Genomic DNA, 16,989 nt, shown 5'->3' with positions numbered 1-16,989 from the left:
CAAAGATCAACAGGCCCTAGGCGCTTTTTTCGTTTGTATTAACTTAGCTATCGGTTTAGTAACCTATTTAGCTGTCAGTTTGCTTACTCGCTTTAAGGTACCAAACACCCTTTTATAATCCGTAGCGCGTTTTAAGCGTTTCTATACGCTCAAGCGATACTTCTTTTTCAAACTCTCTGCTTGCTAGGCGGCGCTTAGCTAACGCACTTTTATCCATCTGCAATAACAGCTCTACGTGATTCAGGTACACCTCATCATTTAAAATAGGTCGAGTTGCAATATCTGAATACAGGTTAAGCGCAGCTTCTATATCGCCTTTGGCAATCAGTATTTGCGCCAACGTATCTACAGAGTCTGCATTTTCAGGTTGTAAAGATACGGCCTTTTTCGCCATGGTTTCAGCTTTATCTAAGTTTCCATTTTGATAACTTAAAAACGCTAAGTTATTCAACACCACAAAATTATCAGGGGTTTTAGTCAAAATAGTTTCATAGGTCGCTATGGCTGTTTGTTTATCGCTACCAATTTGACGTTCGGCTAATAGCATGGCACTGCGCACATCGTTTGGCGTGTTCTGGACATGCTTTTCAAGAAATGAAAAGGCCTCGGCTTGTTTACCTGTCATTTCAAGAATGGCCACCATCAGCAAGGCCATGTCCGAGTTTGGCGTAGCTTCATAAGCCACCTCTGCATGCTCCAATGCTTCTTCTGGTTGCTTATCGATAACATACAGTCGTGCGAGAATACCGCGAACGAATGGCAGTGCTTGCACCTCATCAGAGGTACTATTGATAATCTCCCATGCCGGTTTACTTTGCCCCATCATGGCGTGGAAATACGCTTTTAAAAGGCTAATCTGGGCATCAGGACGTTTCGCTAATACTTTTTCAGTAAGCGCTAAACCGTCGCGGTAGTTATTCTGAGAATCAAGGATAAGCAGCATGCCCAATACCGCATTTTTATCTTGCGGATAAAACTCAACCCAACGTTCAAACAAGGCTTTGGCTTTTTCAACTTCGTTTGCACGAATTAGGCCCTGACCCTTTAAATTCCAAAACGCCATTGGGGTGCTTGCATCACCTTCAACAGAGGCTAACAAGCTATTATTCTTGGCTATTTCGCCCATTCGGGAATAAATACGCGCCAATAATAAACGCAAGTTTATATCGCCTGATTGTTTTGCAAGTTGCTTCTCTAAGTAGTCAACTACTACTGCTTCATTTTTTTCTCGCGCTTCTAGGGCGTACCACATGGTCAACGCTTGCACGTCAGAAGGGCTATCTTTTATATGAGATTTCACAAGCGTAATAGCGTCAGCAAACTGCTTTTGCGCAATCAGCAACTTCACTTTGGCATAAGCCACTTCTTTATCGGCACCCTCTAACTTTTCAGCGCTATTTAATAAGTCAGTGGCTGTAGTAAAGTCTTCCTCAACAATAGCAATACTAGCTAAGTACACCAAAGGCAATGCATCACTTGGCGCTTGCTCCTGCCATTCACTGGCAGCAACTTTGGCTTTTTCTAGCTCGCCAGTAGCGATGTATGCGCGCAGTAACGTGTTTTGAGAGGCGGTAGATTCTGGCGCCCGCTGAACGGCTTCTTCAATGTTAACCAAACCGGTCACATCGTTTAACGAAAGTTGTAACACACCTAAACGAGCGAGATCTTCTGGTGAGGTATCCACTACCGCTTCGGTTTTTTCAACCATTTGCTTGGCACCAAGTACGTTACCTTCACGAAGTAATTGATACCCCGCTTTTGAAAATAGCGCTGCGTCAGTGGTCGTAACGCCTTCTACTCGGTTTAATACGGCAAGGGCTTCGTCATTTTCACCCAGTTGCAACATGCTGTCTGCTAGCATTCTTAAGCCTGGGTGATTTTCAGGTAACCGTGACGCCACCATAGTAAGGTGTCGTTGGGCCGCTTCAAAATCTTGAATTTGATACGCGCTGAAACCGGCAACCAATCGCACCACTTGATCGTTACGACCGTTTTGTACTGCTGTTTCCAAATGCGCTAACGCTTTTGCATGATTTCCATTAGCTGATTCAATTATGCCTTTAAACGTATTAAGCAATGGATGGGCTTCATTCAGCGTTAACAGTTCATCCACCACTGGCTCAGCACGTGCTAAATCGCGTTGCTCTATTAGCAAAGCAGCGTAAGCGAATTTACTGGTCAAGTCTTTAGGAAAGGCTTTAGTGTAATCTTCGTAAACACCAATGGCTTCTGCTTGCTTTTGCTCCAACAAGTAAAGGCGGGCAAGCTGTAGTAAAACATCTTTGTTGCTTGGCGCTTGCTCTCGAAGTGCTTCTGTAGCAGTAAGTGCCTGTGCATAGTCTTCTGTAAGTACGTATTCGTAACTTTCAATTAAACCTTTATAAACCGATTGTGTATCTAACGTCAGTAAATCGCCTAGCAGCGCTTCAGCCTCTGCCAGTTTTTCTAGCTGCACCAAGGCTTGCAGTTTATAAAAGCCAACTTCCGCAGATTCAACTGTGGTCATACCCTCTGCGCGGTAATCCACCTCACCTAAAGCGTTCTCAGCGCCAGACTGTTGATAAGCAACAGAGAGGAGAGGAATAACTTCACTGGCGGGGTGGCCAAGCTCTAACGCTTTGTTTAACTCTTTTTCTGCTGAGACATAATTATCATTTTGAAGGTATAATTTACCTAACTCAAAACGAGGTACCGCTGCATTGGGGTCCATCTGAATGGCATTTTTATATTCAACAATTGCAGCAGCATTATTTTGATTCTGTGCATAAGCACGAGCGTCTTCTAGATGAGCGTCTATCGATTTATCACCACATCCTGCTAAAAGGCTGCTCAAAAGAAGAACTGCGATAGAAGATCGCTTAAAAATCTGCTGTGGGTATTTCTTATTCATTGTCGTTCCTTTGCCCTACATCATTTGAATTTCGAGGTATACCCGAAGTTTACACTATCAATTGTGCATTTTTTCGTCATTATTGTGCAATTTCGTGGCAACCTGACCATTATTCGAATATAATAACGTTTTTTGCAATACCGCGAGCACACTCCGACGTTTGAAGGCGTCCTACAGTATGCCGCACCCTCCTTACTTAAAGCATCAGGACCCTTAATGACAACAACTGTCGACATGACATTTAAAGATCTAAAACTACCAGAACCTATCTTACAAGCCCTTGAAAAAGTTGGCTACGAGAAACCGTCACCTATTCAAGCCGAGAGTATTCCATTACTGCTTGAAGGTCACGACTTACTCGGTCAGGCCCAGACAGGGACAGGAAAAACCGCAGCGTTTGCCCTTCCAATGTTGGCAAATATCGATCCTGAGCAACGTAAGCCGCAATTACTGGTACTAGCACCTACTCGCGAATTGGCGATTCAGGTAGCAGAAGCGTTCCAAGTGTACGCTAGTTTCAGCCATAAAATTAAAGTACTGCCTGTTTACGGCGGTCAATCTTACGACAACCAAATTCGCCAGCTTAAGCGCGGCGTTCAAGTTGTAGTAGGTACACCAGGTCGTGTTATTGACCATATTAAACGTAAAACGTTGGATTTAAGTGAACTTAAATTCCTCGTACTTGATGAAGCCGACGAAATGCTGCGCATGGGCTTTATTGATGACGTTGAGCTTATTTTGAGCCACGCGCCAGCTGAACGCCAAACGGCGTTGTTCTCGGCAACTATGCCTGGTCCAATCAAGAAGATTACTCAGCGTTATCTTAAAGATCCTAAGCACGTAAAAATTGCGTCTAAGGTAAGTACTGCAAGTACTATTCGTCAACGTTACTGCCAAGTAGCGCCTCATCATAAGCTTGAGGCACTTACGCGTATCATGGAAGTAGAGCGTTTTGACGGCATGATTATTTTCGTGCGTACTAAGACAGCTACTGTTGAACTTGCTGATAAACTTTCTGCACGTGGATACGATGTTGAACCGCTAAATGGTGACATTCCTCAGAACGCTCGTGAGCGTACTGTTGATAAACTTAAGCAAGGTAACATTGATATCTTAGTAGCAACTGACGTTGTTGCACGTGGTCTTGATGTTGAACGTGTTAGCCACGTTATCAACTACGACGTACCTTACGATAGTGAATCTTATGTTCACCGTATTGGTCGTACAGGCCGTGCAGGTCGTACTGGTGATGCAATCCTTTTCATCTCTCATCGTGAAAAGCGTATGCTTTTCTCTATCGAGAAAACGACTAAGCAGCCAATTGAAGCAATGCCAATTCCTTCAATTAGTGAAATCAACGAAACCCGTTTAAGCCGTTTCAAGCAATCTGTTATTGAAGCTACGCAAGATGACAGCATTGAAACACTTATTCCATTAGTTGAGATGATTAAAGAAGAAGCTGAAGCTTCTCCTGAAGTGCTAATGGCAGCATTGCTTAAGATTGCACAAGGTGATGAGCCGCTTATCTTAAAAGAAAGCGACCGCCCTGACCTTCACAGCAAGCCACCTCGTGACAGCCGTGAACCTCGTGGCGACCGCAGAGATGGTGGCCGTGACGGTCGTGAACGTAAGCCTAGAGCACCTCGCACTGGTCGTAAGCCAGAAGCAGGTATGCAGCGCTTCCGTATCGACGTAGGTCATACACACGGTGCTAAGCCGGGTAATATCGTTGGCGCTATCGCAAACGAAGGTAACATGGATTCTAAGCACATTGGTGCTATCGAAATTTATGATAACTTCAGTACTGTTGATTTGCCTGAAGGTATGCCAAAAGAGACTAAAGACAAGCTTCAAGGTACTCGCGTAGCGGGTCAGCGTTTGTCGATTCGCGAATGGTCGGATACACCGCCAGCGAAACGCGAGCGTGGCGACAACCGTGGTGAAAACCGCAGTCGTGATAACCGCGCACGTCGCAAGTCGTAAGACCGAAATAAAAGCAACTTCTGCCTTTATATAACGTTGTGGAATATAAAGGCTGATTTCGTTGTTTCTAATTAAAAAGAATTAGCGCAAAATAGCGTTAGTTCTTTTTTTTTTATGTGCCCCTCAATGGATTACTTTCCCCTATTTTTAGATGCTCGCTCTCTTCGCTGTTTAATTGTTGGCGCTGGAGAAGTAGCCGCCCGCAAACTTGAGCTCATCATGAAGACTCCAGCTCACATCACTGTGGTAGCGCCTTGGGCATGCGACACGATAAAACGTTTGGCGCAAAACGAGAAAGTAACCCTTATTGAGCGGGAGTTTATCGATAGCGATTTAGCCGATAAAGACATGGTTTTTATTGCCACTGATAAATCTGAAACCAATCAAGCCATTCACGATTTAGCTCGCGAACAAAAAGTGCTTGTGAATGTGGTAGATAACACCCCACTTTGCCAATTCATTACCCCTTCTATTGTAGATCGCTCACCCATTATTATTGCCATGAGTAGCGGCGGCGTAGCGCCCGTACTATTACGCTATTTACGCCAAAAACTGGAAACTGTGCTGCCTGCTAACTTGAGTAAGCTTGGTGCGTTTTCAGAAAAATTCAGAGAAAAAGTAAAGCAAACCTTAAATGGTGTTACTGCAAGGCGTTACTTTTGGGAAGACGTGTTAGATGGCGACATAGCTGAAATGGTCGAAAAAGGCCAAGACAGCAAAGCCGATGCAGCCTTTGAAACCGCCCTAACGGCAGCGGCTGAAAACAACCAAGTTCAAGGTCAGGTCTACCTTGTTGGTGCAGGCCCTGGCGACCCTGATTTGTTGACGTTTCGTGCACTAAGGCTAATGCAAAAAGCTGATGTAGTGGTTTACGATAGATTAGTTTCACCGCAGATTTTAGAACTCGTTCGCCGAGATGCCGAAAAAATTTACGTGGGTAAAGCAAAGAGCAACCATAGCTTGCCACAAGATGATATTAACCAGCTTATGGTTGATGAGGCGAAAAAAGGCAATCGAGTGGTACGCTTAAAAGGCGGAGATCCATTCATATTTGGTCGTGGCGGGGAAGAAATTCAAACCCTTATTCAGCACGGTATTGAGTTCCAAGTAGTGCCCGGTATTACTGCGGCGAATGGCGCATCAAGTTATGCAGGTATTCCTTTAACCCATAGAGATCACGCCCAATCAGTGGTGTTTGCTACCGGCCATCTAAAAGACGATACTATCGATTTGAATTGGCAATCGTTAGCGCACGCCAATCAGACGATTGTGTTTTATATGGGGTTAACTGGCTTACCCATTATTTGTAAAAAGCTGATTGAAAATGGTCTTACCGCAGATACCCCCATTGCCTTGATTCAATCGGCTACCACCGAAAACCAAGTGGTGGTAACAGGCACGCTTAGTGATATTACGCAAAATCCTGCTACATCAGCGTTGAAGCCCCCGACGCTCATTATCGTAGGTACTGTAGTAAGTTTGCATAACCAGCTAAATTGGTTTGGTGACTAACTTACCCTTGTGAGCACGCTTTGGTTTTAACTAATTTGTTGCAATTTACCCCTGCGTACGCATACTGAATTAATCAGCTAAGCGGCATGTCGGCATTTATACATTGGTAATCACACCAAAGCGAAGGTTTCAAGTTTTAGGGTATGTAAGCCATCTTTGCAGGCAAACGGCGATGTTTGCCATGGGCTTGCCTACTCGGTTGTTTAAGTCGCTAGCGCTTTGGTTAGCGCTGCCGCTTAGGATCGCACTGTTTCTTCTTTGTTTTACCCCTGTCGCTACTTACGCGTCGCAACTCACTTTCAACAAAACCGTGACGCCTGATGATATTCAGTTTAAATATCGATGGCTAGATAACGAAGGTACTGAGCAAACCATTGCATTCTCTTTGCCCAATAGCGCATTAAAGGTAGCGCCTACCACACAGGCCAACTATAAACCTGAAATAGCCCAGCGTTATGTTACTGTGTCGTTATTGAAAGAAGCGAAGAAAGTCGACCCACGCGAAGCCGTTGTGTCAGTTACCCATGAAAATGACGCCATTAATATTAAGGTTAAATCAACCAAGCCGAATAAAGCTGACCAGATATTATCTCAACTAAAAGACGTGCAGCGAACAGCTTATACTGACTACCTTGATAAGCATTATTACACCCGATTCACCACGCTTTTTAACCAGCAAGCAGTAAAGCCGGACCACCTTCGCTACGTTGCTCAAACCTTTGAATCACTTAGGCCTATCTCGGAAGCGTTTTACGACAAAATAGATCGTATCGAAAATAACCGCGCTTATTTACAATTGATGACTAGCTGGGTACAAAGTATTCCTTACGATTCCCTTGAAGACAGAGTCGCCAGTAATGGTTCTGGTTTTGCACCTCCGTTAGGGTTACTGATGCAAAACAGGGGCGACTGCGACAGTAAGGCGGTGCTAACGGGCGCTTTGGTACGTGCCTTTCTTCCTTCTACCAGCATCATTATGGTCTTTCTTCCCCATCATGCGTTATTGGGAGTCGCGATAAATGCCATTTCCGAAGACGAGAAGTTAGAAGTTGAGGGTAAGACTTACGTGCTTTTTGACCCAACCGGCCCAGCACTTATCCCCTTTGGCGACATTTCAGAAGATACGAAACGCTACATTTCTACTGGCCGCTATCAAGTGGAGCATATTGACTAATAGTGCTCTAACAATATTAACCCTTTTTGCGCTTTATCGTAAACATTACCGCTATAAACACAGGCTTTGATGTTGATAGCTATAAAGTGGGCTTATTGAAATAATCTAACGCTTTAGCATCATCCATTTTCTGAGCGAAGTTAATTCCCAACTGCCGCAACTGCGGATCATACCGATAACGGCTTAACGCCTCTTTTAACTGTCGTAAGGCTTTGTCAGTTTGCCCTAAGCTATCTAAAGCTAGAAAGTAGACGTAAATGTATTGCACATTGTCGGGAGCTAATTTAACAGCTTTCCTAAATGCTTCTATTGAATCTAATTTTCTTTGCGAACGAATTAAGTACATGCCACGAGCATAATATAATACAGCTGAGCTAGGGTTAGCTTTCAGCCCTGCATTAAGTGTTAGTTCTTCGTCTTTAGCTAGCGCTGCTTGACGATAAACATCAGCTAAGTTGACATAATTAGGTACATAGTAAGGGTCTACTTCGATACCATGTTGCAAGCTATTCAACGCCTCTTGTATACGTCCAATTCGTAAATAAACCATACTCTGATTAAGCGCTGACTCGCCGCGCCACATAGACACTTCGTTAGACATCAATAATAGCGCCAATGCTTTTTTAAAAGAAGCTTGGTAGTTCAATCTAGCATCCAGTAAATGATTAGCAGCCCCAAGACGTACCGCCTTAAAGCGATCATCCAATAACGTTTGATAAGATTTCAACCGCTCAGGAATAGGCAACAAGTTTCCAATTCCAGCTACCGCCAAACGAATAAGTTCATGTTCTGAATGCACCCAGCCTTTAATATCGTCATCAGAGAGTTGCTCAACACTGTAAGGCAGCATCGCGATTGCGCTAGCGCGTACAATAATACTAAGTTTATTATTGTCAATTAGCGCGAAGTGTTGGGCAATCGGTAAAGTACCATTATGCATTAAAGCGACAAAATCATCTGGTATCGACTTAGGGGGGGCAATGCCTTCGCGACGCTTATTTATAATATCTGCAGACCAGCTGGAAGATTGTGATGTATGACAACTATTACACACATTTGGTGTTTCGAACTTAGTGCTTAACTCAGGCTGCGGCACTTTAAAACTATGATCTCTACGAGCATCAACTCCCATAAAAGTTGTTTGTGGCATATGACAGCTTACGCATTGCCCTGCGGATGAATTTAGGTCGTGGCGAATGTGAGATTGTTTCTGATATACCTCGCTGTTGTGGCATTGTAAACATAACCCGTTACCCTGAACTTTTATTTTCATTGTATGTTTGTCGTGGCAATCTAAGCAATTCACGCCCGCGGTATACATTTTACTTTGTAGGAATGAGCCATAAACATAGACCTCTTCTTTGACTTGCCCATCTGCGTGATACATCGTCGGCGTCAACAGCGAGGGCACAAACTGGTCTAAAAAGGCAGCATTCGGATCTATGCCATCAGTGATGGGGGTGCGTAATGAATGGCATGCGAAGCAGGTTTCCATGAAACGATTGTCTCTAGGCTCTCCATGCCATGAAGCAATTTTATCCCCGTCGTCCAGTAACCACTCCCCCAAAGCTTTTTGATCATCTGATGATAGAGGAAATTGACCAGTTGAGAGCTTATGTGAAGAGCTATTTTTGGATAAAGACGAAGGTGATACGGCGGTTTCGGTGTGATTATTCATTTTACCGTGACAAGACTGACACCCCACATTGATGTTGTGCCACCTAGTATCGAACTGATTCGTTTCAACAGAATAGTTGCGGGTTAAACCATCTGAATGACAATCTGCGCACATACCGTTCCAATTTTGCAACGGTTGACGCCAATGCAAGCGGTCTGCGGGTTGAATATCTTCCTGAGAATTCAGGGGGTACCACTGTTGGCCTCCTTCTGATTCAGGCCGAGAGTCCCACGCAAAAGGGAATACTTGAAGCTTTCCGTCACCAACTTCGATCAAGTATTGTTGTAAGGGATAGTGCCCAAAAGTATATTTTACTGGGTAATCCGTTGTGTTTTCGGCTTCTGTAAAATTTATCCAGAACTCTTCGCCTTTTTGGTAGAAGCGCGCCACCTGCGTATAGTGTTCTGCTTCTACACCCGAAAAATCACCCAATACTGTCTTTGATACTGCCACATCCATGGCTTTCGCATGATCAGATTCTTGCCAGTTGGAAACCGCTTTCTGATGACAACTGACACAGTTTGTATTTCCCATTACCTTAAAAGGTAAAATTAAAAATAGACTCGCCATTAGTAGGCTAGTAAACGTTAAATACTTCATTAAAATTTCACTAAAATACCATATCCGACATCTTACTTACTCAAGGCCAATATTTAGATTAATTTTAAAAAAACTTACGACCCAACCTTATCCTAGCCTCTTCAGCAATCAGCTTATCGACTATGAAACGTATGGCCCCCGCTACAATGTGGGTGTGAGAGGTAAGTTCTAAGAAAATAGAAACGGTGTCGCGCTGCTTAATACAACGCAAAAATAAGGGTTATTCTACGCTTATCAATAATTTTGCCTTGGGGGAAAATTCCCCCAAGGCAATCCATTATTAGCAAGCTACAACACTAAAGATTCTCTTCTGCAAAGCTGGCTAAACGGCTTCGCACTACCCCATCTAGGTTCAGTGTTGCACTGCCGGAGAAGTCTTTGAACTTCTCTACCAAGTAAGTAAGCCCTGAAGTTACGGCACTTAAGTAATTACTGTCGATTTGGGCCAAGTTTCCGCCCACAATAATTTTGGTACCTTCACCGCATCGGGTGATAATAGTTTTAAGCTGTGACGCAGTTAAGTTCTGAGATTCATCCAAAATAACAATAGAATTTTGAATGCTTCGCCCGCGCATAAAGTTAACCGACTTATACTGAATATTGGCTTTTTCCATGATGTAATTCATAGAGCCTTTCACATTTTCGTCGTGCTTATGTAGCACCTCTAATGAGTCTGTGATGGCCGCCAACCACGGCAACATTTTCTCTTCTTCCGTGCCCGGCAAGAAGCCTATCGATTCGGCTATTTCTGGCGTGCTACGTGTCACGATTATCTTATCGTACATGTTACGCTCTACCACCATTTCAAGGGCGGCGGCTAGGGCCAAGAGGGTTTTACCACTCCCTGCAGGGCCAGTAAGGATCACCAAGTCGATGTGTGGGTCAAGCAACGCATGAAGCGCCATAGCTTGGCCAATGTTTTTTGGTGTAATTCCCCATGCATGGCGGCCCATTAAGCGCTCATAGCCTAAATCGAGCACTTCAAGAGAGTCGCCGTTAATCGCCTCAACGAGTCCAGCAAAATCGTTGCTTTCATCAAGTAGAAACTCATTGATGTAAGCTTCTGGCAGCATGGCTTTGGGAATGGTGTGAATGGTATCACGACCTTCAGTACGACTGTCTACGCTTTTAACCTTGTCCCAGAAATTGCCTTCAAACCGATGGAAGCCCCGAGATAAGTATTTAATATCACTGATAAGTTGGTCGGTGCGGTAATCCTCTACATGAGCAAGACCTGCCCCTTTAGCTTTAAGGCGCATGTTGAGATCTTTGGTGACCAACACCACTTGTTGCGGTGCATTCGCTTTTTGCAAATGCAGGGCCACATTAATGATGCGGTTGTCGTTCTCATTACTGGTGAACACTTGCTGCGATTGTGCCATGCCCAAATCAGTATAAATAGACAACGAACCTGTGGGTGCTGTTTCACCTGCGCCCATTCCCACCATAGATACACCGGCCACCATATTGTCAGGTGACGCATCGTGCAATAAGTCTTCCATTGCACGAATAGATACTCGCGCATCTCGGGCAACGTCTTTCTTACTGTCTTTGATGTAATCTAGTTCTTCAAGCACTGTCATTGGTACAACGACATCGTGTTCTTTAAAGGAGAGAAATGCGTGAGGTTCGTGCAGCAGAATATTGGTATCGAGGACGTATATTTTTGTATCAGTGGAATTTTTTCTTGGCATCCTTTACTCCGGTAAATAAGGCCAGGCACACACAACAAATTAGCGTGCTAGGAACAGTTCCGCTGAAGGAGAAGAAGTTGTCGCTCGAACAGGACTTCCACTCCTTGTCGCGTCGACCGAAAAGTGGCAGTTACCTAAACACCGCCACTTCACACGCTTGCCCAACAAACAATCACAAGCGCTAAATCCACCATAATCCAGATTTTCATTATTAGCACTGTTTTTCTGATAAATTTTTTTTCTTCTGTTTCTGCCTTCCTCCTCCAACCACATTTTCCTACCCAAGATTAAAACGCACAAATGGGCTAGTATTAATGACTTATTAATACACAATGCGTACAATACCGCCCCCGCAAAAAAGGTTGGTGATTTATGAGTTCAGGAAATCCGTTTTCCATTGGTCAGCGTTGGTTAAGTAATACTGAAACCGAATTAGGTTTAGGCGCTGTTATTAGTGTTGATTTTCGCTCAGTTGAGGTGTTTTTCCCTGCCACGGGTGAAGCACGAATGTATACAAAACAAGATGCACCACTTACTCGTTTAGTCTTTGATATTGGCGAAACAATAAAGAGCCAAGACGGCTGGCAAATGACGATTTCTGAAATTGAAGAAAGTCAGGGCGTTTGCATTTATTTCGGTATCCGCGAAGACACCAAAGCACAGGTTCGCCTATCTGAAACCTTGCTTGATCACCATATTCGATTAAACCAACCTGAAAAGCGCTTGTTCAGCGAGCAACTTGACCACCCTAAGTGGTTCGACTTACGCCTTAATGCGCTGAACCACCAATACGATTATTTACGCTCAAGCACCTTGGGCTTAGCGGGTGCACGTATCTCGCTCATTCCCCACCAGCTACATATTGCCTCTGAAGTGGGTGGACGCCACGCACCACGTGTTTTACTTGCCGATGAAGTTGGCTTAGGTAAAACCATTGAAGCCGCGCTTATTATTCATCAGCAACTGCGCACGGGGCGCGCTCAGCGAGTATTAATATTAGTGCCCGATTCATTGGTACATCAGTGGTTAGTTGAAATGCTGCGCAGAATTAATCTGCCTTTCGCTATTTTTGATGAAAGTCGATGCGAAGCTTTAGATGATGATGGAGAAACCAACCCATTTGATAACGACCAGTTAGTGCTATGTAGCATAGACTTTTTAAGTCAGAGCGAAAAACGTCAACAACAAATTCAAGCGGCGTCGTGGGATTTAATGGTGGTTGATGAGGCCCATCACCTTGCGTGGTCTGCCGATGCCCCTTCTGCTGAATACACTTTGGTGGAAGCGTTGGCTAATGAAACCCCAGGGGTATTGCTATTAACCGCAACACCAGATCAACTTGGCCATGAAAGCCACTTTGCCCGCTTGCGATTACTCGACCCTGCCCGCTTCCATAGTTACGAAGCGTTTTTAACAGAAGAGTCGCGTTACAGTCAGCTTGCTGACGCGGTAGCCCCGTTACTTTCAGACACCACACCGGACGAAAAGCAGCGCACTAAGCTAACCGACTTCGCCCCGGATGTGATGGAAAATGCAGGTAATTTAGCACAACCTGAAGCACGCCGAGAACTAGTACATCAGCTTATTGATTGCCACGGTACTGGTAGAATGCTGTTTAGAAACCGCAGAGCCAATATTGAAGGCTTTCCTGACCGCGTATTGCTTGGCTACCAACTTGAACTGCCAGAGGTATATGAAAGTGCGGTAACCGGTGGTGATTTAACCCATGCGTTATACCCTGAACGTATGCCAAGCGTGGTGAATAGCTGGATGGATGAAGATCCTCGGGTAGGCTGGTTACTTGATTTTATGCAATCAGTAAAACCAGAAAAGATATTACTGATTTGTGCCAGTGCGCGCACCGCACAAGAACTTGGTGAAGTCATTCGCACTCAAACCGGTGTACGTCATAGCGTATTCCACGAAGGCATGACCATTGTAGAACGAGACAAAGCCGCCCATTATTTTTCTGATGAAGAAGATGGCGCGCAAATATTGCTGTGTAGCGAAATTGGCAGTGAAGGGCGTAACTTCCAATTTGCTCATCACTTGGTGTTATTCGATTTACCCGTCACTCCCGACTTACTTGAACAACGAATTGGTCGCTTAGATCGTATCGGTCAAACTCAAACCGTTGAAATTCACGTGCCTTATTTGAAAAACACCGCTCAGCATGTGTTGGTGGATTGGTATCATGAAGGGCTTAATGCGTTCGAGAAAACCTGCCCTACCGGCTCAGGTGTGTTTGACGACGTAAAAACCTTGTTGATTGGTGCGTGTTTGCATCCTCACGATCTCCATACTCGTGATGAACTTATCAACTTAAGTACCACGTTAAATAGTCAGTTAGTGGCACAGTTGGAAGCCGGCCGTGACCGTTTATTAGAACTTAATGCCTCTGGTGAAGGCCGCGTTGAACAGTTGCTTGAAGACATCATATTGCTTGATAACTCGCAAGATTTGTCACGTTTTATGGGCCGTTTGTTCGATGCTATTGGGGTTCAACAAGAAGAAAAGGGCAGCGATTGCTTTATTCTAATGCCAACCGAATCTATGGTTAGCCAATTACCGGGGCTTGATCCTGAAGGCATGACGGTAACCTATAAACGCCGCGTTGCTACCACCTTAGAAAATGTGCAATTCTTAAGTTGGGATCACCCTCTTGTACATACCGCTATCGATTTAGTGCTTAGTGATGTGCACGGTAAGAGCAGCATTGGCTTTATCGCCGATCCTGACCTCCCTAAGGGCGCTTACTGGTTAGAGGCCTTGTTCGTGTTAGACGCCAATGCCCCCAAAGCCCTTCAGCTTGGCCGCTTCTTACCTCAAACGCCACTGCGTATTTGTTTAGATGCACAAGGTAACCAAGTAGATTTAACCTTCGAGATAAAGCGTAAAGTAAACCGCAAAATTTCGCATCAGTTAATAAAAGCGCTTCAACAGCCACTTACCTTAGCGATTGAGAGCAGCCGTAAACTGGCGCATCAACAAGCGAATCAAAAGCTACACGATGCACTGCAAGACATGCATAAAACCCTAAACAGTGAAATCCAGCGTTTAGTCGATTTGCAGAAGCGTAACCCGTCAGTACGTGACAGTGAAATTGAGTTTATTGAAAATCAAATGAACGCATTGGACAAAGTAATACAAGGCGCTGATGTGCAATTTGATGCCCTTCGTCTAGTGGTGAATAACCCTTAATGGCTAATCCAGCGTTTGTTTATAACCCGCCCGTACAGCCCTATTTAACCATTCTCTACCAAGATGATGACATCTTGGTAGCGAATAAGCCCAGCGGCCTGTTAAGTGTGCCAGGTAAAGCAGAAGAACATAAAGACTCACTCATTAGCAGAGTTAATACTGTGTTTCCTACGGCGACAGTAGTCCATAGGCTAGATATGGCCACATCGGGCATTATGGTGATGGCCCTTAACAAAGAAAGCCATCGGCATATTTCAAAGCAATTTGAACTACGCAAAACCAAGAAGCGCTATTTCGCTCGTGTTTTTGGCAACGTGAAAAGCAACCAAGGGGAAGTGAACTTACCCCTTATTTGTGATTGGCCTAACCGTCCTAAGCAAATGGTGGATTTTGAGCGAGGCAAAAAAGCCCTTACCCATTATGAAGTAGTAGACGTTATACCAAAAGCATCACCTCAACCCGTTAATTCAGCCGCCAGCGCTAGTTCTTGTGCTAGCCCCAGCACTACGAGTGAGCTAAGCGAAACGTTAGTGGCCTTGTACCCCGTTACTGGGCGCTCCCACCAACTACGTGTGCACATGCTTGAGTTAGGTCACCCTATCTTAGGTGATAGGTTGTATGCTCATGCTGAAGCGCTGAGTATGGCCGAACGTTTGCAGTTGCATGCAGAAAGCTTGAGCTTTGCGCATCCTGCCTCGGAAGACTGGTTAACCTTTCAAACGCCTATCCCGTTTACTGCTTATGCCCATTACTCCCCCGCCCCACTATCTATAGATTGAGACTTTGGGGCGCTTCTTAGCTACCTGTTTCAGCTTTTATCATTTAAGCGGTTGATTAACCAAGTGCTAAAAAATACTATTGGTTCGAACTGAAGTTTTCAAAGCTTTAGCCGATAATAAAACTGTTGAGTGCTTTATTGGTACGCCATGTTACGTTTATTTCGCTTTCTCGTGGTGGGTTGCAGCTTTAGCTTTATGTTTTTGATGGGATATTTTGCGCCTGGTGCGCAAGCCCAAAGCTTGTATGAGGATATTACCCACGCTTTTTTACCCGATGACATTACTTATGTAATGGCTGGGGAAATCCGCGTGCCTATATTTGAGAGCCCCTCAGCATTACCTATTTCACGCGGCGCCGCCATTATTTTAGCTGATGCCTCGCCTAGCGGTCTTTCCATAGGGGATGCACGTCACTTAGCCAGTTTACTGAATGAAAAAGGTTGGCATGCTGTGGTTAGCCCAGTTTCATTCACGCTAGAAGAAGAGCCTGACCTTCCCGTTGATGAAGCCATTCACCCGAAAAGTGACAGTCGACTTCAGCGACAAAGTTACGTATCGTCCAGTCAGCATTTAACCATCTTAATCAATGCGCTTAATACGCACCTTGAAAGTCATCAAGGGTTTAGAATGAACATTGCTTATGGTATGCAGGCTGCACAATTGCTGGATTTAGGTTCTAAAGGCATTATTCCCTCACCAGACACTTTAGTCGCCATCACCCCCTTTTGGCCGAATGCCGACATTAATCGCGGTGTACCTGAATTTATTGCCGGAACAGAATTTCCGGTATTAGATTTATCTATTAACGACACCAATACATGGGCGTCGCAAACAGAAACGAAACGAAAACAACTTGCCATCACCTCCCTCAAACTCCACTACAGACAACAGTCACTCTCAACCCATAATTCAACCTTTGGTCTAATGGACAATGAAAATAGCGCTAAAATTCAGTTAATTGCTGGCAGCGTTCTTGGATGGACTCAACATTTAGGCTGGTAATTAGAATCTAAACCAACTAGTCTAATTTACAGCTCAAAACAGATAATCTATCTCATGTGCCTTATGTTTCACAAGGTATCACTGAGTGTTCTGAACTATAATTCATTTTAATCTTTAATAACGGCGGCTGTGTGTCTATGACTGTTCAAACATTCGTAAACAAAAAGGCCAAGCAGCTGTGTTTTTATCTGAGGTCATTTTGGCAAGGAGAGCTTCCTATCGAGGAGATAGAGCTATTCTTTTGGGATAGCATGGAAGAGTGGGGCCAGATAGAATACACATTTACCCAACCTTATACTTATAAGGAGCGGGTGTTTTGGCATTTGCTTCATCAAGTCCATTTTTGGCAAGAAGATAAGTTACGTTCAGATAAATACCTCGTCGATGAGTTAATGAATTGTGTATTGTTCCTAGAAGGCAAAGGGCACTGCCCCATCGACTGTGTAGGTATCCGCCCCTAGCGGCTTTCTTTATTC

Annotated in this window: 10 protein-coding genes; 7 read left to right on the top strand and 3 right to left on the bottom strand. The window is 44.4% G+C overall.

The window, feature by feature from the left end:
- Positions 1-112 precede the first annotated feature (112 nt).
- Entirely contained in the window at positions 113-2,890 is a 2,778-nt protein-coding gene (gene prsT, locus C7Y69_RS14455) for an XrtA/PEP-CTERM system TPR-repeat protein PrsT (protein ID WP_126873181.1), read from the bottom strand.
- A 216-nt stretch (positions 2,891-3,106) separates the two neighbouring features.
- On the opposite strand from prsT, the gene C7Y69_RS14450 reads away from it, so the two are divergent.
- The 3 genes from C7Y69_RS14450 (at position 3,107) to C7Y69_RS14440 (ending at position 7,559) form a co-directional block, all read left to right on the top strand.
- Entirely contained in the window at positions 3,107-4,873 is a 1,767-nt protein-coding gene (locus C7Y69_RS14450) for a DEAD/DEAH box helicase (RefSeq protein ID WP_126873180.1), read from the top strand.
- A gap of 126 nt (positions 4,874-4,999) precedes the next feature.
- Entirely contained in the window at positions 5,000-6,385 is a 1,386-nt protein-coding gene (gene cysG, locus C7Y69_RS14445; RefSeq protein WP_126873179.1) for a siroheme synthase CysG, read from the top strand.
- 172 nt (positions 6,386-6,557) lie between these two features.
- Entirely contained in the window at positions 6,558-7,559 is a 1,002-nt protein-coding gene (locus tag C7Y69_RS14440) for a hypothetical protein (protein WP_126873178.1), read from the top strand.
- Positions 7,560-7,638: 79 nt separating this feature from the next.
- On the opposite strand, the gene C7Y69_RS14435 is transcribed toward C7Y69_RS14440, so the two are convergent.
- Positions 7,639-9,837 (bottom strand): multiheme c-type cytochrome, encoded by a 2,199-nt coding sequence (locus C7Y69_RS14435; RefSeq protein WP_126873177.1) that lies wholly within the window; start codon positions 9,835-9,837, stop codon positions 7,639-7,641.
- 296 nt (positions 9,838-10,133) lie between these two features.
- Complete coding sequence (locus C7Y69_RS14430) at positions 10,134-11,531, bottom strand: PhoH family protein (RefSeq protein WP_057794064.1); 1,398 nt, start codon at positions 11,529-11,531, stop codon at positions 10,134-10,136.
- Between the two features lie 372 nt (positions 11,532-11,903).
- Here C7Y69_RS14430 and rapA point away from each other — a divergent pair, with 372 nt between their 5' ends.
- The 4 genes from rapA (at position 11,904) to C7Y69_RS14410 (ending at position 16,974) form a co-directional block, all read left to right on the top strand.
- On the top strand, positions 11,904-14,732 hold the full coding sequence (rapA, locus tag C7Y69_RS14425) for an RNA polymerase-associated protein RapA (RefSeq protein ID WP_126873176.1): 2,829 nt from the start codon (positions 11,904-11,906) through the stop codon (positions 14,730-14,732).
- On the top strand, positions 14,732-15,511 hold the full coding sequence (locus C7Y69_RS14420) for a pseudouridine synthase (protein WP_126873175.1): 780 nt from the start codon (positions 14,732-14,734) through the stop codon (positions 15,509-15,511). Before rapA ends, C7Y69_RS14420 begins: the two co-directional genes overlap by 1 nt.
- A gap of 147 nt (positions 15,512-15,658) precedes the next feature.
- A complete protein-coding gene (locus C7Y69_RS14415; protein ID WP_126873174.1) occupies positions 15,659-16,513 on the top strand; it encodes a DUF3530 family protein in 855 nt (284 codons plus the stop codon).
- A 137-nt stretch (positions 16,514-16,650) separates the two neighbouring features.
- A complete protein-coding gene (locus tag C7Y69_RS14410) occupies positions 16,651-16,974 on the top strand; it encodes a hypothetical protein (protein ID WP_126873173.1) in 324 nt (107 codons plus the stop codon).
- Positions 16,975-16,989 lie beyond the last annotated feature (15 nt).

It is taken from the genome of Alteromonas sp. KS69, from assembly GCF_003989595.1.
GTDB lineage: Bacteria > Pseudomonadota > Gammaproteobacteria > Enterobacterales > Alteromonadaceae > Alteromonas > Alteromonas naphthalenivorans.
The sequence above is the reverse complement of the archived record's forward strand: the minus strand, read 5'-3'. Positions and strand labels throughout refer to the sequence as shown.